Raw genomic sequence first — 17,565 nt, 5'->3', positions numbered from 1 at the left:
CGCCTAGACCGGGGAGGGGGCGACGAGGTCGAGCGGCCGCCAGGTGACCACGGGCACGGTCGGCTTGGCCGAGGGCTTCCGCGGCAGCACGGCGACGGATGCCCGTACCGCGTCGTCCAGGCGCAGGTCGGCCACGGCGTAGACCGGCTCCGCCTCGCCCTCGGGCCGCGGGGGATCGCCCGCGATCGTGGCGGTGAGGGCTCCCGCGTCGCGGCGGAGGAGCACGGCCGAGGGGTCGACGCGGAGGGCGCGGCCGTCGGCCTTCAGCACGGCCTCGATGCGCGTCCAGTGCTGCACCGGGTCCCAGGAGCGGCCGGACGGCCGGGCGGCCGGGGGCACGAGCGCGGCGATCGCGGCCATCGCCTCGACCGGGGTGTCGGCGAGCTCCACGTCGATGCCGACGGTGCCCGACCAGCTCGCCGCGACCACTACGCCGGCGGCGCAGTGCGCGATGCTGACGCTGAGCGGCCGGCCCTTGGGCTTCCGCACGTCGACGTGGGGGCGTCCGTGCGGTCCGCCGCAGTCGGGGCAGAGCGCCCAGACGGTGACCTCGTCCGGCGTCGGTGCCTCGGCGCCCGGGGCGGGGCGGGCGAGCTCGGCCGCGAGGTGCCGCACGGCGATGCGCCCGAGCACGAATCGCGCCGCGACGTGGGGGTCGGGGGTGGTGACGGCGCGCATCCGCTCTTCGTCGCTGAGCAGGGGGAGCAGGGCCTCGACGTCGGGCGCCCCGTCGCCTGATGCGGGCAGCGGCACCCAGCGCACGTGCACCTGCGGGGTCACCGGGGCACCCCGCCCGGCGCCTGGGCCTCGTTCTCGCCACGCTCGTACACGTCGGCGGCCGAGCCCACGATCAGCGGATCGGGCCGGCCGACGATCGAGTCGTCCTTGCCGTCGTAGTCGTAGAGGCTCAGCACGTGGCGCATCGCCTCGAGGCGGGCGCGCTTCTTGTCGTTGCTCTTGACCACGGTCCAGGGGGCGTCGGCGGTGTCGGTCGCCGCGAACATCGCCTCCTTCGCGTCGGTGTAGCGCTGCCACTTGTCGAGCGACTCGAGGTCCATCGGCGAGAGCTTCCACTGCCGCACCGGGTCGACCATGCGGATGGCGAAGCGGGTGCGCTGCTCGTCGGCCGAGACCGAGAACCAGAGCTTCACGAGGTCGATGCCGTCACCCGTGAGCATGCTCTCGAACAGCGGGGCCTGGCGCATGAACTCGTCGTACTGCTCGTCGGTGCAGAAGCCCATCACGCGCTCGACGCCCGCGCGGTTGTACCAGGAGCGGTCGAACAGCACCATCTCGCCCGCGGCCGGCAGGTGCGGCACGTAGCGCTGGAAGTACCACTGCCCCGACTCGCGCTCGGTCGGCTTCTCGAGCGCCACGACCCGGGCGCCCCGGGGGTTCAGGTGCTCGGTGAAGCGCTTGATCGTGCCGCCCTTGCCGGCGGCGTCGCGGCCCTCGAACACGATCACGAGGCGGCGGCCGTGCAGCTTGATCCAGTTCTGCAGCTTCAGCAGCTCGATCTGCAGCAGGCGCTTGCCCGCCTCGTAGTCGGCGCGGTCGAGGCGCTCGTCGTAGGGATAGCCCTCGCGCCAGGTGTCGACGGGCGCGCCGTCGGTGCCGAGCAGCACCGGGTCGTCGTCATCGTCGTCGAGCACCGAGTGCTTGAGCAGGTCGTCGAGGTCGGCGGGAACGGCCCAGCCGTTGAACAGCGTCACGTCGGCACCGTAGCGGGCGTCGGCGAACAGCGGATGAACGGCGGGGGTCGTGGCCGCTACGACCCGTCGCGCAGCTCGCCGAGCGTGCCGGGCACGAGCGCGATCTCGTCGAACACCGCCGTGCAGCTCTCGCCCAGCGGCGCCTGGGCCAGGAAGCCGACGTGTACCGGCCCCGCGCCCGCCAGCCGGAAGACCCGCACGAAGCGCCACTCGACACCGTCGGCCGAGGAGTGGAACGCCCACGCCGGCCCGACCCGCGACACCCGGAGGTACACGGCGTCGCCGTGGACGTCGGTGGAGTTCACGTCGTCGGAGAAGTCGTTCGTGACGACGCTGACGACCATCGCCGTGCCCTGCGGCGACCACTCGAAGCAGATCTTCGCCCAGTGCGTCTCGTCGACCCAGATCGCGAGCACGCCGGCGTCGAAGGTGCTGCGCGCGCCCTCGACGCGGACGCGGGCCGAGAGGCGGAAGTCGCCCTCGGGAACGAAACCGAGGCTCGTGGCGCGGTGCTGGGGCTCGGCGCCGCCGGCGTCGTTGGTCCAGTCGGTGCCGGCCGCGGCGGTCAGCGTGAGGGTGCCGCCGTCGACGGCCGCCTCACCCTCCCCGCGGCTCCACTCGAGATCGGTCAGGGCGGGCATCGTCGTCGACATGCCCCCATCCAACCGCATCGGCGGCGTCGGCCCTACTTCGGGCGGCTCCAGAGGCCGTCGACGACCTCGGTCCAGCCCTCGTCGTCGGGCATCCGGGGGGAGAGGGAGTACTCGTTCGGGCCGGGGCCCGAGACGGTGACGGGCAGGCGGCTGCCGCAGCCCGCCATCGGCTGCGACGAGACGAGCACGAGGCAGGCGCCGCTGCCGTCCATGGTGGGGTCGCCCGCGGCCGGCTTCGCGGCGTAGATCGTCGTGCCGTCGACCTCCGCGAGGAGGCGCGTCGACGACGGGTCGACCGCGTCGAGCACGGATCCGTCGACGTCGGCCGGCACGAGGTCGGCGTCGGTCTGCTCGCGCTGGTACGCCTCGAGGGCGTCGATCGAGTCGACCGCCGGTGTGCATCCGGTCAGCACCGCGGCCGCGGCGACGAGGGTGAGCCCGACGAGCAGGCGGCTGGGCGGACTCGGCACGGCGGCCTCCTTCGGTCGTGGGCCCATCCTTGCACAGCTGTCGAATTGCCGGGCGGATGCTCGTGTCGGGGGTTCGCGCTAGCGTGCCCTCATGGTCATCACCCGCCGCGCCGACGTGCTCGAGGCCTGCGCCGCCCTGCCCGCGACCACCGACGAGCGCCCGTTCGGGCCCGAGACCGCGGTGGCGAAGGTCGTGGGCAAGGTCTTCGCCCTCACCCCGCTCGACTCCGAGGTCGAGAGCGTCACCCTCAAGGTCGCCCCCGCGCACGGCGAGGCGCTCGTGCGCGACCACTCGTACATCCGGCCGGGCTACCACATGAACAAGCGCCACTGGGTGACGGTGACGCTCGGCCCCGACTCCGACGGCGAGCTCGTGTTCGACCTGATCGTCAACTCCTACGACCTCGTGGTCGCGAACCTCCCGCGCGCGCAGCGCCCCTGAGGGCGCCCGGGTCGCGCAGAAGTCCCTCCGGCGCGGAACGAAGGGGCCTTTGCGCGACCCCGAGGGGGTGGGGGCGGGGGGTGGGGGCGGGGTCCAGGGGGTTTTCCAGGAGGGTCCGGTACGATTGAGGGCATGGACGACCCCCCTCATCACAGGCCCGTGCCCCTTGCCGACCTGAACCACGGCGCTCACCACGACGGTGCAGCCCGCGTGCTCATCCGCAGGGGGCCCACCCTTGTATGAGCTGACCATGCTCGCGATCGGCCTCGTGCTGACCGTCGGCACCGGGTTCTTCGTGGCCAGCGAGTTCGCCCTCGTGAACCTCGACCGCCACGACCTCGAGCAGCGCCAGGCGCGCGGCGAGAAGCGGCTCGGCCCCACCATCTCCGCCCTGCGCATCACCTCGACCCACCTCTCGGGCGCGCAGCTCGGCATCACCCTCACCACCCTGCTCACGGGCTACACCTTCGAGCCCGCCATCTCGTCGCTCCTCCGCGAGCCGCTGATCGGCGTCGGCATCCCCGAGGGTGTCGTTCCCGGCATCGGGGCGGTGCTGGGCATCCTGATCGCCACGCTGTTCTCGATGGTCATCGGCGAGCTCGTGCCGAAGAACTTCGCGCTGGCGCTGCCCCGCCAGACCGCGAAGGTCGTCGTGCCGTTCCAGGTGGTCTTCACGACGATCTTCAAGCCGGTCATCCTGCTGTTCAACAACACGGCCAACGCCCTCATCCGCGCGATGGGCATCGAGCCGAAGGAGGAGCTCTCGGGCGCCCGCTCGGCCGAGGAGCTCGGCTCGCTCGTGCGCCGCTCCGCCCTCGAGGGCATGCTCGACACCGACCACGCGACGCTGCTCGGCCGCACCCTCACCTTCTCCGAGCGCGAGACGGCCGACGTCATGACACCGCGCGTGCGCATGGCGAGCGTCACCCCCGACGACACCGCGGCCGACGTCGTGGCGCTCGCGCAGCGCACCGGCTTCTCGCGCTTCCCGGTCACGGGCACCAGTGTCGACGACATCGTCGGCGTCGTGCACGTCAAGCAGGGCTTCGGCATCGATCCGGATGCCCGGCAGGCCGTCCCCGTCTCCGAGCTCATGGTCGACCCGCTCTTCGTGCCCGAGTCGATGGGCATCGACACGCTGCTCGGCCTTCTCCGCCGCAACGGCTTCCAGATCGCGATCGCGACCGACGAGCACGGCGGAACGGCCGGCATCGTCACCCTGGAGGACCTGGTGGAGGAGCTCGTCGGCGAGCTCGAGGACGAGCACGACCGCCTGCGCGCGGGCATCGTGCGCACCGGACGCTCCATCACGTTCGACGCGAGCCTTCGGCCCGACGAGCTGCAGGCCCGCACGGGCATCCGCGTGCCCGCCGAGGAGGATCACGAGACCGTCGCCGGCTACGTGATCGACGAGCTCGACCGGCTGCCCGAGCTCGGCGACGAGATCGGCATCGACGGCGGCGTGCTGCGGGTCGAGCGCGTCGACGGGCTGCGGCTCGACCGGCTGCGCTTCATCCCCGAGGAGCTGCCCGCCGACGCCGCGACCGCGAGCCCCACAGGCGGCACCCCCGCCACCCTCATCGACACCCGACTGGAGGAGCAGCGATGAGCGACATCGTTCCCGGAATCGTGTGGCTCGTCGTGTTGCTCGTCGTCAACGCGTTCTTCGTCGGCGCCGAGTTCGCCGTGATCTCGGCCCGCCGCTCGCAGATCGAGCCGCGCGCCGAGGCCGGCAGCAAGGCCGCCAAGACGACCCTCTGGGCCATGGAGCACGCCACGCTCATGCTGGCCACGAGTCAGCTCGGCATCACGGTGTGCTCGCTGGTCATCCTGAACGTCTCGGAGCCGGCCATCCACCACCTGCTCGAGTACCCGCTCGCGCTCACACCGCTCAGCCCCGAGCTGATCGGCGGGGTCGCGTTCGTGATCGCGCTGGTGCTGGTGACCTTCCTGCACGTCGTGTTCGGCGAGATGGTGCCGAAGAACCTCAGCTTCTCGGTGCCCGACCGCGCCGCGCTCATCCTCGCGCCGCCGCTGGTGTTCGTGTCGAAGGTCGTGCGCCCGGTGATCTGGACGCTTAACGGGCTGGCGAACCTCATCCTGCGCGCCTTCCGGGTGACGCCGAAAGACGAGGCGACGAGCTCGTACACGCTCGACGAGGTCGCGTCGATCGTCGAGCAGTCGACTCGCGAGGGGGTGCTGACGGATGCGTCGGGCACGCTCACCGCCGCGTTCGAGTTCACGACGAAGAAGGTGCGCGACGTCGAGGTGCCGATCGCCGAGATGGTGCTGCTGCCCGCCGGGGCGACCCCGCGGGACATCCAGGGGGCGGTCGCGTCGCACGGCTACTCCCGCTACATCCTCACGGATGCGGCGGGGGAGCCCGAGGGCTACCTGCACCTGAAGGACGTGATGGATCTGGCGGGCGACGCCTTCGACGCGCCCGTGCCCGGCAAGCGCATCCGTCGCCTCACCTCGGTGGCCCGCGACGCCGATCTCGAGGACGCCCTCGAGGGCATGCGCCGCCGCGGCTCGCACGTGGCGCGATCGCTGACCGCCGAGGGCGAGGTCACGGGCGTGCTCTTCCTCGAGGACATCATCGAGGAGCTCGTCGGCGAGGTCTCCGACGCGACGAGCGCGTAGCGCCGGCGCGTGACGCTTGCACGTCACGCCCGTCGATCGGATGCCCGTGCCGGCCCTCCGGGTCAGTGCACGGGCACCGCGGCCGACGAGGCGTCGGCGGCCTGGGGCAGCAGCTCGTCCTTCGAGCCGCGGATGAGCGTCGCCGCGATGACCGACGCCAGCACGAGACCCACCGCGGAGGCGAGGAACGCCGCCGAGTAGCCGCTCGTGAACGCCTGCAGCTGGGCGACCCCGGCCGCGGTGCCCGCGGCGGGGGAGAACCCGGCCACGGCCGAGGCGTAGATCGCGGTGAAGACCGACAGGCCGATCGAGCCGCCGATCTGCATCGCCGAGTTCGCGGTGGCCGAGGCGGCACCGGCGTCGTGCGGGGCGACGCCCGAGAGCGCGAGGTTCTGCAGCGGCACGAAGACCATCGCCATGCCGACGCCGATCACGATCAGCGCGGGCAGCACCTGCACGAGGTACGAGCCGTCGGCCGTGATGAAGCTGAGGTAGACGAGGCCGGCGGCGGCGATCAGCGGGCCGCCGATCATCAGCGGACGCGGGCCGATCGCGGGCAGCAGCTTCGTGGCGACGGGCGCGACGACCATGATCACCGCGGTCATCGGCAGGCTGGCGAGCCCGGCGGGCAGCGGGTCGAGCCCGAGCACGATCTGCAGGTGGAAGGCCAGGTACAGCATCGCGCCGATCATCACGCTGCCGACGAGCGCCTGCACGAGGAAGGCGCCGCCGCGCACGCGGTTGGTGACGATCCGGAGCGGCAGCAGGGGCTGCGCCACGCGGCGCTCGATCACGACGAAGAGCACGAGGAGGCCGACGCCGAGCGCGAGGAAGCCGATCGTGTCGAGTTCGCCCCAGCCGCCCTCGGCGAGGCTGAAGCCGTAGACCAGCGAACCGAGCCCGAGCGTGACGGTGATCGCGCCGAGCACGTCGTAGCGGTTGTCGCCCTCGGCCTTGGACTCCTTGACCAGCAGCATGCCGCCGATCAGGCCGACGATCACGAAGAAGACGTTGACGAGCAGGCACCAGCGCCAGTCGGCGAACTCGGTGAGTACGCCGCCGAGCACGAGGCCGACCGCGGCACCCGCACCGGCGACCGTGCCGAACACGGCGAAGGCGGTGTTGCGCTCGCGGCCGCCGGGGAAGGTCACGGTCAGCAGTGCCAGCGCGGCGGGGGCGAGCAGGGCGGCGAAGACGCCCTGCAGCCCGCGGGCGAGGATCAGCTCGGTGCCGTTCTGCGCCAGGCCGCCGAAGGCGGAGGCGACGCCGAAGCCGAGCATGCCGACGAGGTAGGTGCGCTTGCGGCCCCAGTAGTCGGCGATGCGGCCGCCGAGCAGCAGCAGAGCGCCGAAGGCGAGCGCGTAGGCGGTGACGACCCACTGGCGCTCGACGTCGCTGAGGCCGAGCTGCTCCTGCGCCTGCGGCAGGGCGATGTTGACGATGGTGCCGTCGAGCACGACCACGAGCTGGGTGAGCGCGAGCACGACGAGGGCCCACCACCGGTTCGGGGTGCGGGCGGCTGAGACGGTTCGGGACATAGAGGTGACCTCCGGGCTTCGATGCGGATGCGGGGATGCCGGAGGTTTTCAGCCTCGGATCGGGCCCACCCTGCCGCGCTCCGGGCGCGGGGCCCGCGGGCGCGGTGCTGTCGCACAGCCCGGGGGCACGAGGGAAGGGGACCGACCACACCAACGGGGGTTGGTCAGACCGACAGCCTACCCCGCCGACGCCCAGGCTCGTAAGTAGGCCTCCCGGATCGCGGGCTCGAGCGACTCCTGCAGCCGCCGCCACTCCGGCAGCTGCGCCCCGAGGTACGCGGCCGCCTCCGCGCGGAACTCCGCCAGCAGCGCCTCCTCGTCGACCAGCGTGCTGCGCCCGTCCCGCAGCACGCACCGCCCGTCGACCCAGACCTCGGCGATCGATGCCCCGTTCTCGGCGAAGACGAGCTGCTGAGCGGCGTCATTCAGCGGCGTGAAGGCGGTGGTCGCGGCGAGGTCGTAGACCACGAGGTCGGCGGCGAGTCCCGGGGTGAGCGATCCGGTGCGGTCGCCCCAGCCGGCGGCGCGGGCGCCGGCGACCGTCCCGGCGTGCAGCACCTCGGAGACGAGCGGCCACCGCCGGTAGTCGGGGTCGCCCAGGGTGTGGGCGAGCGCGGTCTGCTTCAGCACGTCGAGCATCCGCATCGTGTCGTTGCTCGAGGCCCCGTCCGAGCCGAGCGCCACCCGCGCCCCCGCGTCGTGCATCGCCCGCCAGGGCAGCGTGCCCGAGCCGAGCTTGAGGTTCGAGACCGGGTTGTGGGCGACGGTCGCGCCCGAGGCCGCCAGCAGCTCGAGGTCGTGCGGGGTGAGCCAGATGCCGTGCGCGACGGTGAGGTTCGGGCCGAGCACGCCGAGGGCGTCCAGGTGCTCGACGATGGTGCGGCCGGGATAGCGGCTCAGCGCGAGGGTCTGCTGCAGCTTCGTCTCGAGCAGGTGCGTGTGCAGCACCTCGCCGTGCTCGCGGGCCTGGTCCGCCGCCCGCACCAGGAACTCGTCGGTGACGCGCTGTGGGGCGCTCGGTGACAGGGCGTAGCGGATGCGGGGGTACGGCCGGGCGAGCATCCGCGCCTCGGCCGAGAACGCGAAGAACGCCTCCTGCACCACGGCGCTCGGCGGCATCGAGTCGCGGCTGGCGGCCAGCACCTCGGCCGGCAGCACCTCGTCGGCGAAGGGCAGGCGGTCGACGACGGGCACGTCGATGCCGGTTCCGGTGCAGGTGGCGCGGATGCCCGTGGCGTCGTACGCCCGGAAGACCTCCGCGATGCCGGCCGGCGTCTGGCCGGGCAGCTCGCCGGTGTCGTCGAGCAGCGTGGTGGCGCCGCCGCGCAGCGACTCGAGGGCGGCGACGACCGTGCGGAGGTGGATCAGCCGTGACGGCACCGGCGCGACGCCGGTCGGCGGGTAGCTGAGCAGCGTCCACACCTCGAGCGGCAGCGGCGCGCTCGTGCCCCGCAGCAGGATCTCCCACGAGTGCGTGTGCGCGTTCACCAGCCCGGGCGTCAGCAGCAGCCCGCTCGCGTCGATCACGGTGGTGCCCGGGGAGGGCACCGGGCGACCGGGCAGCGACACGTCGGCGACCGCCCGGATGTCGGTGCCCTCGACGAGCACGTCGGCGCGGAAGGGGGTCGCGCCGTGCGCCTCGTCGAGGGCGATGACCAGGGCGTTCCGCCACAGTGTCGGCGAGGGCGGGGGCGTGCGCATGGGTTCGACCGTAGCCCGCGCCACTACGGCAGCCTCGCGATCCGCGCCGTGAGCTCGGCGTAGAACGGCGCGGCGTCGACGTCGCGGGCGTAGAACACGTTCGCCGGGAGGTCGGTGACGCCCCACCAGTCGGCGACGAGCATCCCCATCGTCAGCTCGCTGCCCGTCTCGACCCGCGCGTTGATCGAACGCCCGTGGAAGAGCTCGGGCCGCAGCAGGTACAGCGGCACGACGGGGCCGTGCAGCGGGGCGCCGTCCCAGCCGTACTTCTCGAGGTCGAAGTCCTGCGAGAAGGTCAGCAGCTCGTCGACCGCACGCCCGCAGCGGGTGCCGAGGGCCGAGAACGCCTCGAGCCGCTCGGGGGTGTTCCTGAGCTGGTGGGTGACGTCGAGCGGCAGCATGACGAGGCGGATGCCCGACGCGAGCACGATGGCCGCGGCGTGCGGGTCGACGAAGACGTTGAACTCCGCCGCGGGCGTGATGTTGCCCACCTCGAAGTAGGCGCCCGCCATCATCACGACCTGGTCGATGTGCTCCGCGATGTCGGGCGCCTCCGTCAGGGCGACGGCGAGGGTGGTCATGCTGCAGAACTGCGCGATGGTGATGCCGCCCGGGGGAGCCGCGCGGCAGAGGCGGATGATCGCGGCGACCCCCGGCTCCTCCGACGCCCGGCCCTCGACGGGCGGGAAGGCGTAGCCGTCCAGTCCGGTCTCGCCGTGCACGTGCGCGGCCGTGACGAGGGGGCGGAGGAGGGGCCGGGCGACGCCGCGGTGCACGGGGATCTGCGGAGCATCCGTCTCGGGCCCCGCCAGCTCGAGCACCTTGAACACGTTCTCGACGGTGTTCTCGAGGGTCGTGTTGCCCGCGCCGGCGACGATCGCCTGCACGTGGAAGTCCTCGGGCGAGGCGAGGATCGCGAGCAGCGCCACGGCCTGCTCCTGCCCCGGGTCGGTGATGCAGATCAGCTCGTGCACGATCGCCTACGGGGCCGAGGGGGTGTCGATGGTGATGTCGCCCGCGACGATGCCCGCCTCGATGGTGTCGAGCTCGCCCTGCAGGGTCGGCGCCACCTTCGACTCGAAGTCGTGGAACGGGCTCATCAGCACGCCGCCGTTCTCGAGCGTGCCCACGTAGGGCTCGTTCGAGAAGTCGCCGGTCGCCGACGCCTGGATGACCTCGGAGATCGACTTCGGCATGTCCCGCGCGATCGACGAGAACCAGAGGTCGTCGTACTCGGGGTCGCTGACGTACATGTCGGTGTCGACGCCCACGAGCGCCACCGGCGTCGTCGACTCGCGGATGGCCTGCGCCGCCCCCTGGTAGATCGGACCGCCGACCGGCACGATCACGTCGACGCCCTGCTCGAGGATGCCCTGCGAGAGCACCTTCGCCGCGTTGATGTCGCTGAAGTTGCCGGTGAACTGGCCCTCCTGGGTGTCGGGGTTCCAGCCGACGACCTGCACGTCGGTGCCCTTCTCGGCGTTGTGGTATTCGACGCCGCGGGCGAAGCCGTCCATGTAGAGCGTGACGGGCGGGATCTGCGCCCCGCCGTAGGTGCCGACCTTGCCGGTCGTCGTGTAGTCGGCTGCGGCGTAGCCGACGAGGAAGCCGGCCTGCGAGGTGTCCCAGACCACGGGCTTGACGTTGTCGGCGGCGATCGTGTTGTCGTCGACCATGATGAAGTGCACGTCGGGGTTGGCCGTCGCGGCCTCTTCGGTGGCCGCCGCGAGCAGGTAGCCCATGGTGACGATGGTGGTGCAGCCCTGGTCGACGAGGCTCGCGATGTTCGGCGCGTAGTCGCTCTCGGTCTCGCTCTGGACGTCGATGTGCTCGGTGCCGAGCGCCTCGGCCGCCATGGTGACGCCCTCGAGGCCCAGCTGGTTGAACGACTGGTCGTCGAAGCCGCCCTGGTCGCTGACGATGCAGGGCAGGGCCTCGGTCTCGCCCGACGAGGCGGTTCCGGATGCGCTGCTCGCGTCACTCGGGGCGGAGGCGCAGCCCGCCAGGACGAGGGCGGCGGTGGCGGAGAGGGCGCCGAGGGCGCCGAGCCGGCTGAAAGGGGTGGAACGGATCATGGAAGTGCTCCTTGGGTGTGGTGGTGCAAGAAGGACGTGCGGTGGTGCGGGGAGATCAGCGGGGCGTCTCGACCCAGGCGTAGATCTCCCAGATGTACCCGTCGGGGTCGACGAAGTACGTCGACCGGGCGCCCCACTCGTAGACGGCGGGGGGCCCGGAGGCGGCGAGGCCGCGCGCGGTGAGCGATTCGTGGAGGGCGTCGACCTGCTCGCCGGTGTCCAGCTCGACGGCGAGCATCACGTGCCCGCCGTTCTGCGAGAACTCCGCGAGCCGGGGCGACCCGGGCAGCAAGGCGGCCGCGACGAGGGCGATGACGGTGCCGTCGCCTCCGTCGTAGCGCAGCGGGTCACCGCATGCCCGCGAGAACCCGAGGGTCTCGAGGAACCCGCCCGTCGCCTCCGGGTCGGACACGGCGAGCTCGACCTCCGCGAGGCGGCTGGTGCCGCCCCCGGTGCCGCCCGCGACCGAGGGCGCGAGCGTCAGCACGAACCCGTCGGGGTCGGCGACCGGGCCGGGCCGCGCATCCGGAACCTCGAGCACCACGCGGAACGGCAGGCCGGCCCGCGACGGATAGGCGGGGCCCACCGTCTCGGCGATGCTCGGCCGCAGCCACATGGCCAGCCGCGGCCCGCCGTCGAACACGAAGTCGGCGAAGCGCACGTTGCGCATCCGCCGCTTCAGGCCGAGCGTGTCGCGGTAGAAGTCGTCGGAGGCGGTCACATCGCTGTTCACGATGCAGACGTCGTCGAGTCGCATGGGGGTACCCCGTCCGGAGGAATCGTTCACTGGTCGCGCGAATGCCCGCGACGGGTCAGCCGCCCGATGGGCGGACCGGTGCCTCGACGCGGGGCGCGGTCAGGAGTTGAACGAGTAGACGGCGGTGTTGTGGTGACCGCTCTGCCGGCGCAGGCAGAACCACTGGCAGAACCCCAGTGACTCGTGCGACGACCTCATGGCTCGAATCTAGGGCGCGTGTGTGACGGCCGTGTTTCGGCGCCCGAACGAGTGCGTTACGGGCGCGGAGGTGCTAGTTGTACCAGACCCGCACGCGGCCGACGACGGCGTACAGCGCCGAGAACAGGGCCAGCAGCGGCACCAGGATGCGCAGCATGTAGCTGATCACGAGGATCTCGCCGAGGTCGCCCAGCGCGAACAGCGCGATGGCGGCGACGCCCGCGATGATCGTGTTGCGGAGCGGCGTGGAGTACGTCAGCGTCGGAGCGGCGAAGCCGACCGAGGCCAGCACGATGCCGATGTCGATGAGGAACGCGCCCCAACGCGGGTCGGTCATGTTCGGTGCGATGACCCAGAGGGCGATGGCGATGACCCAGAGCACCACGGCGACGATGCCCTTGACGGGCGCGGCCAGCATCGTTCTCGGCTTCGGCGGCAGGACCACGGTCGTCACGTCTGATCTCCTCATTCCGATCGCGGCGTCCGACGGCCGCGGTTCCCCTCGACTCTACCGGGTCGCTCAGCCCAACGAGATCGCCGTCCACGACACGGGGGGCAGGGTGAGCGTCAGACCGCCGTCCCGCACCTCGATGCCCTCGGTCGCCGACAGGCCGACGCGCTCCGGGTCGCCCAGCACGTTCTTCGCCGAGGTGTCGGCGTCGGCGAGCGTCTGCGCCTCGCGCACGGTCACCGCGCCGAGTGCGGCGGTGTCGATCGTCACGGTCGCCGGCTCGCTCTGGCTGCGGTTCACCAGGAACACCGAGGTCGCGCCCGTGGCGGTGTCGTGGGTGGCGACGGCGTCGACGAGCGGCACCGTGCCGTACACCGCGGTCTCGTAGCTGTCGGCCTCGAGCTTCACGTCGAGCGCGTCGCCCGTGGCGAGCCGCGAGGTGAGGGCGAACGGGAAGTAGGTGGTCTGCTTCCAGGCCGGGCCGCCCGGCTCGGTCATGATCGGCGCGATCACGTTCACGAGCTGCGCGAGCGAGGCGCTCGTGACGCGGTCGGCGTGGCGCAGCAGCGAGATCAGCAGGTTGCCGAACACGACCGCGTCGGCCACCGAGTAGGCGTCCTCCAGGAGGCGGGGCGCGACCGGCCAGTTGTCGATGCCCTCGATCTTGTCGACGTTCTCGTAGCGGTCGAGGTACCAGACGTTCCACTCGTCGAAGGAGATGTTCACGGTCTTGGACGAGCCGAGCACGGCCTTCACGTGGTCGGCGGTGGCCACGACCGAGTCGATGAAGTGGTCCATGTCGACCGCCGAGGCCAGGAAGCTGCCGAGGTCGCCGTTCTTCTCCTGGTAGTAGGCGTGGCAGGAGATGTAGTCGACGTCGTCGTAGGTGTGGCTGAGCACGACCCGCTCCCACTCGCCGAAGGTCGGCATGTGCGCGCTGGAGGAGCCGCAGGCCACGAGCTCGACCGAGGGGTCGAGCTGCCGCATGGCCTTCGCGGTCTGCGAGGCGAGCGTGCCGTAGTCCTCCGCCGAGCGGTGGCCGAGCTGCCAGGGGCCGTCCATCTCGTTGCCGAGGCACCACATCTTCACGCCGAACGCGTCGGTGCGCCCGTTGTCGATGCGCTGCTGGCTGAGGGCGGTGCCGCCCGGCAGGTTGGAGTACTCGAGCAGGTCGAGCGCCTCGAGCGTGCCGCGGGTGCCGAGGTTCACGGCGAGCATCAGCTCGCTGCCGACCTTCTCGAGCCAGCTCGAGAACTCGTGCAGGCCGACCTCGTTGGTCTCGGTCGAGTGCCAGGCGAGGTCGAGGCGGCGGGGCCGTTCCCCGACCGGCCCGACGCTGTCCTCCCAGCGGAAGCCCGAGACGAAGTTGCCGCCGGGGTAGCGGATGGTCGAGACGCCGAGCTCCTTGACGAGGTCGATCACGTCCTGCCGGAAGCCCTCCGCGTCGGCGGTGGGGTGACCGGGCTCGTACAGCCCGTCGTAGACGCAGCGGCCGAGGTGCTCGACGAACGAGCCGAACAGGCGGCGGTTGATGGGGCCGACGGTGAAGTGGGGGTCGATGGTGAGGCGTGCGGTGACCATGGCTGTCCTTCGGAAGACGGGGTGGAGAGGTGGAGAAGAGGGTGGGTGCTACTTCAGTGCGCCGAGCGAGAGCCCGCCCTGCCAGTACTTCTGCAGTGACAGGAACGCGATGATCAGCGGGATGATCGACACCAGCGAGCCCACCACGATCAGCGTGTAGAGCGACGTGCCGCCACCGTTGTTCGATGCGGCGAGGGCCTGCCAGCCGCCGAGCCCGACGGTGACGGGGTAGAGGTTCTGGTCGCTCAGGACCGCGAGGGGCAGGAAGTAGTTGTTCCAGGTGCCGACCACCGAGAGCAGCAGCACGGTCACGACCGCCGGTCGCATCAGCGGCAGCGCCACCCGGAGGAAGGTGCGGAACTCGCCCGAGCCGTCGACGCGCGCGGCGTCGAGCAGCTCGTCGGGGATCGCGTCGGCCGCGTAGACCCGCATCAGGTAGACCCCGAACGGGCTGAGCAGCGAAGGCAGGATGACCGCCCAGATCGTGTTCGTCAGGTGCAGCTGCGACATCAGCATGAAGGTCGGGATGACGAGCGCCGTCAGCGGCACCATCACCGAGCCGAGCAGGATGGCGAACGAGAGGTCGCGCCCCTTGAAGCGGTACTTCGCGAAGCCGTAGCCGGCGAGCACGGCCAGCACCGTGGCGCCGACCCCGCCGACGAGCGAGTAGAGCGCCGAGTTGCCGAGCCACTTCAGATAGATGCCGCCCTTGTAGGTGAACAGCTCCTGCAGGTTGGCGATCAGGTTGAAGTTCTTGTCGAACCAGAGCGCGCCGCCGGTGCCGGTGAACAGCCCCTGCGGGTCCTTGGTGCTCGCCACCACCAGCCACCAGAGCGGCAGCAGGAAGTACACGATGAGCGCCACGAGGAAGATGTGCGCGGTGATGTTGCGACGGGCCTTCGGCCGGCGCATCGTGCCGGCCGGGATCGATGTTGCGGTGGTCATGACGAGAACCCTCCCCGGCGCTTGCGGGTGCTGAACAGGAAGATGTACACCGCGATGAAGACGACGATGCCGAGCGCGAACGAGATGGTCGACGCGTAGTTGAACTGCGAGAACTGGAACGCCAGGTTGTACGCGTAGATGTTCGGCGTGAAGCTCGCGGTGATGGCGCCGTTGGCGATCGGTTTCAGCACCTGCGGCTCGGTGAAGAACTGCAGCGTGCCGATCAGGGCGAACACCAGGATGAGCACCATGGCGCTCGAGATCATCGGGATCTTCACGCGGAACGCGATCTGCCGCGGGGTGGCGCCGTCGATGCGGGCCGCCTCGTAGATGCTCGGATCGATGCCCTGCAGGGCCGCGTAGATGATGATCATGTAGTACCCGGCCCACTGCCACACCACGACGTTCAGGAGCCCGCCGAAGATGTTGTCGGCGCTCAGGATGTCGGGCGCCGACTGGTTGATGGCCCCGAAGATGCCGGTCAGCGGCCCGAACACGGGGCTGTAGAGGAAGCCCCACATCAGGGTGCCGATGACCGCGGGGATGGCGTACGGCACGAAGATCGCGAGCCGGGAGAACCGGGAGAGCCTCGTGGTGAGCGAGTCGAGCACCAGCGCTGCCGCGAGTGACACCGCCATCTGCAGGGGGATGAGCACCACGGCGAAGCGCAGCACGAACCAGAGACCGCTGAGGAACTCCGGATCGGTGAACGCCTTGACGTAGTTGCCCGCCCCGCTGAAGACCGTGCCGGTGGCGAGTCCCTTCGAGAAGAGGCTGAGGTAGAACGCGTAGGCCAGGGGCGCGACGAGGAACACCAGGAAGACGATGCCGAAGGGGGCGACGAACAGCCACCCGATCCAGCCTCTCCTGATCGATCGCCGGCGACGGGGCCTCGCGGCAGCGGAGACGCTCATCACTCGACCGTGAAGCCCTGCGCCTTGGCGTAGTCGGTCATGGTGCCCTGCAGGTCGTCCAGGGCCTGCTCGCCGGTCTTGCTGCCGTCGATCATGGTCACCATCGCCTTGGTCAGTTCGGAGTAGTAGTACGTGGTGAACGGGCTGTAGGTGTACCCGGGGTACTCGTTCTCGGCCGGGATGTAGACCTCTCCGTTGGCCTTCTGGCCGTTGAAGAACTCGATCGGGGCGTCGGCGAAGGCCTGGGAGGCGAGCACCTGCTGGTTCAGCGGGAAGATCGTCTGCGTGTCGATGCCGTCCTGCAGCTCCTCGGGCGAGGCGTAGAGCTCCTTGGCCACGGTGGCCGCGAGGTCCTTGTCGGAGGCCTGGGTGGTGACCGCGAAGGTCGAGCCGCCCCAGTTCACCGAGACGGGGTTCGAGGCGTCCCACTGGGGGAGCGGGGCGACCTGCCACTCGGCGCCGTCACCGGTCGCGGCGCCGCCGGCGCCGGTCAGGTAGCCGGGAGCCCAGGCGGCCGAGACGTAGGTGGCGTAGGAGCCGTTCGCGAGGCCGGCCACGTAGTCGGTCGTGAACTGGTCCTGCGTGTCGACGAGGCCCTTGGAGACGAGCTCCTGCCAGTAGGTGGCGACCTGCTTGCTGCCGTCGTCGTTCAGGTCGATGCCGATCGACTGCGGGCTGGCCGAGTCGTAGTCCCAGGCGGTCTGGCCGTTCTGGGTCATCAGCGCGGTGAACCAGGCCGGCACGTTGCTGCCGAAGTCGCCCATGAACGGGCCGCCCGCATCCTTCAGCTTCTGGGCGGCGGCGGCGTACTCGTCCCAGGTGGTGGGGATCGCGATGCCGTACTTCTCGAAGATGTCGGAGCGGTAGATCATGGCCATCGGGCCGCCGTCGACCGGGATGGCGTAGACGGAGGACCCGCTCGAGACGTCCTTCCAGGCGCCCTCGCTGAAGTTCGCCTTGACGTCGTCGGCGCCGTGCTCGGAGAGGTCGACGAGTGCGTCCTGGATGATGAAGCCGGGCAGCACCTCGGCCTCCAGCATGATGACGTCGGGGGCGCCGGTGCCGGCCGCGATCGCGGTGGAGAACTTGGCGTACTCGTCGCCGCCCTGTCCGGCGTTCGACCAGCACACCTGCACGTCGTCGTGGGTCTTGTTGAACATGTCGACGACGGTGTTGATGTTCGGGTACCAGGCCCAGACCGAGACCTGAGGTGCATCGGGGTTCACGATCTCGTTGCTGCAGGAGCCGGCGTCGCCGCCCGCCGAATCGGTGCTGCCGGCGCCGCCGCCGACGTCGGGGGTGCAGGCTGCCAGGCCGAGCAGCAGGACCCCGGCACTCGTCGCGGCCAGCAGGTGTGACATTCTCGGAGCCATCCGAATCCTCCTTGATTCATGGTCTTTACAACGTTGTACGGTAAACGTTGTAGAGACATGATGCGGGAGCCCCTCGACCGAAGTCAAGACCCGTTATCGAAGCGTCATCGCT

The 17,565-nt window shown here is 70.8% G+C and carries 17 protein-coding genes; 3 read left to right on the top strand and 14 right to left on the bottom strand.

Translation table 11 applies throughout. The features are described 5' to 3' along the window. Window positions 1–3: 3 nt before the first annotated feature. The 4 genes from ITJ64_RS17640 to ITJ64_RS17625 form a co-directional block, all read right to left on the bottom strand. Window positions 4–780: a 4'-phosphopantetheinyl transferase superfamily protein gene (locus ITJ64_RS17640; RefSeq protein ID WP_194681971.1), complete on the bottom strand. Its 777-nt coding sequence runs from the start codon at window positions 778–780 to the stop codon at window positions 4–6. Further along, window positions 777–1,706, bottom strand: a complete 930-nt coding sequence (gene ppk2 / locus ITJ64_RS17635) for a polyphosphate kinase 2 (RefSeq protein ID WP_228509227.1) — start codon at window positions 1,704–1,706, stop codon at window positions 777–779. Before ppk2 ends, ITJ64_RS17640 begins: the two co-directional genes overlap by 4 nt. Window positions 1,707–1,768: 62 nt before the next feature. Beyond that, on the bottom strand, window positions 1,769–2,365 hold the full coding sequence (locus ITJ64_RS17630; protein WP_194681970.1) for a DUF1349 domain-containing protein: 597 nt from the start codon (window positions 2,363–2,365) through the stop codon (window positions 1,769–1,771). A gap of 32 nt (window positions 2,366–2,397) precedes the next feature. After that, window positions 2,398–2,835 (bottom strand): hypothetical protein, encoded by a 438-nt coding sequence (locus ITJ64_RS17625; protein WP_194681969.1) that lies wholly within the window; start codon window positions 2,833–2,835, stop codon window positions 2,398–2,400. Window positions 2,836–2,926: 91 nt separating this feature from the next. On the opposite strand from ITJ64_RS17625, the gene ITJ64_RS17620 reads away from it, so the two are divergent. The 3 genes from ITJ64_RS17620 (at window position 2,927) to ITJ64_RS17610 (ending at window position 5,920) form a co-directional block, all read left to right on the top strand. Further along, on the top strand, window positions 2,927–3,277 hold the full coding sequence (locus ITJ64_RS17620; RefSeq protein WP_194681968.1) for an MmcQ/YjbR family DNA-binding protein: 351 nt from the start codon (window positions 2,927–2,929) through the stop codon (window positions 3,275–3,277). 235 nt (window positions 3,278–3,512) lie between these two features. Further along, window positions 3,513–4,886, top strand: a complete 1,374-nt coding sequence (locus tag ITJ64_RS17615) for a hemolysin family protein (RefSeq protein WP_194681967.1) — start codon at window positions 3,513–3,515, stop codon at window positions 4,884–4,886. After that, entirely contained in the window at window positions 4,883–5,920 is a 1,038-nt protein-coding gene (locus ITJ64_RS17610) for a hemolysin family protein (RefSeq protein WP_194681966.1), read from the top strand. Before ITJ64_RS17615 ends, ITJ64_RS17610 begins: the two co-directional genes overlap by 4 nt. Window positions 5,921–5,982: 62 nt before the next feature. On the opposite strand, the gene ITJ64_RS17605 is transcribed toward ITJ64_RS17610, so the two are convergent. From ITJ64_RS17605 to ITJ64_RS17560, 10 genes are all read right to left on the bottom strand, one after another. After that, window positions 5,983–7,458, bottom strand: a complete 1,476-nt coding sequence (locus ITJ64_RS17605; RefSeq protein ID WP_194681965.1) for an MFS transporter — start codon at window positions 7,456–7,458, stop codon at window positions 5,983–5,985. 177 nt (window positions 7,459–7,635) lie between these two features. Next, window positions 7,636–9,159, bottom strand: a complete 1,524-nt coding sequence (locus ITJ64_RS17600) for an amidohydrolase family protein (RefSeq protein WP_194681964.1) — start codon at window positions 9,157–9,159, stop codon at window positions 7,636–7,638. A 23-nt stretch (window positions 9,160–9,182) separates the two neighbouring features. Further along, complete coding sequence (locus tag ITJ64_RS17595; protein WP_370545251.1) at window positions 9,183–10,133, bottom strand: nucleoside hydrolase; 951 nt, start codon at window positions 10,131–10,133, stop codon at window positions 9,183–9,185. Window positions 10,134–10,139: 6 nt separating this feature from the next. Further along, complete coding sequence (locus tag ITJ64_RS17590; RefSeq protein ID WP_194681963.1) at window positions 10,140–11,234, bottom strand: BMP family protein; 1,095 nt, start codon at window positions 11,232–11,234, stop codon at window positions 10,140–10,142. A gap of 55 nt (window positions 11,235–11,289) precedes the next feature. Next, window positions 11,290–11,991 (bottom strand): VOC family protein, encoded by a 702-nt coding sequence (locus tag ITJ64_RS17585; protein WP_194681962.1) that lies wholly within the window; start codon window positions 11,989–11,991, stop codon window positions 11,290–11,292. Window positions 11,992–12,262: 271 nt separating this feature from the next. Beyond that, window positions 12,263–12,643, bottom strand: a complete 381-nt coding sequence (locus ITJ64_RS17580; RefSeq protein ID WP_194681961.1) for a hypothetical protein — start codon at window positions 12,641–12,643, stop codon at window positions 12,263–12,265. Between the two features lie 66 nt (window positions 12,644–12,709). Further along, window positions 12,710–14,221 (bottom strand): alpha-N-arabinofuranosidase, encoded by a 1,512-nt coding sequence (locus ITJ64_RS17575; RefSeq protein WP_194681960.1) that lies wholly within the window; start codon window positions 14,219–14,221, stop codon window positions 12,710–12,712. 48 nt (window positions 14,222–14,269) lie between these two features. Then, window positions 14,270–15,166 (bottom strand): carbohydrate ABC transporter permease, encoded by an 897-nt coding sequence (locus ITJ64_RS17570; protein WP_194681959.1) that lies wholly within the window; start codon window positions 15,164–15,166, stop codon window positions 14,270–14,272. Beyond that, complete coding sequence (locus tag ITJ64_RS17565) at window positions 15,163–16,080, bottom strand: carbohydrate ABC transporter permease (RefSeq protein ID WP_173184174.1); 918 nt, start codon at window positions 16,078–16,080, stop codon at window positions 15,163–15,165. The genes ITJ64_RS17570 and ITJ64_RS17565 overlap by 4 nt, the downstream gene beginning before the upstream one ends. After that, window positions 16,080–17,453: an ABC transporter substrate-binding protein gene (locus tag ITJ64_RS17560; protein WP_228508727.1), complete on the bottom strand. Its 1,374-nt coding sequence runs from the start codon at window positions 17,451–17,453 to the stop codon at window positions 16,080–16,082. Before ITJ64_RS17560 ends, ITJ64_RS17565 begins: the two co-directional genes overlap by 1 nt. Between the last annotated feature and the right edge of the window lie 112 nt (window positions 17,454–17,565).

Origin of the sequence: Herbiconiux sp. VKM Ac-1786 (assembly GCF_015350805.1) — a bacterium.
GTDB lineage: Bacteria > Actinomycetota > Actinomycetes > Actinomycetales > Microbacteriaceae > Herbiconiux.
Note: the sequence above shows the minus strand (reverse complement) of the source record. Positions and strands in the feature narration are given on the sequence as shown.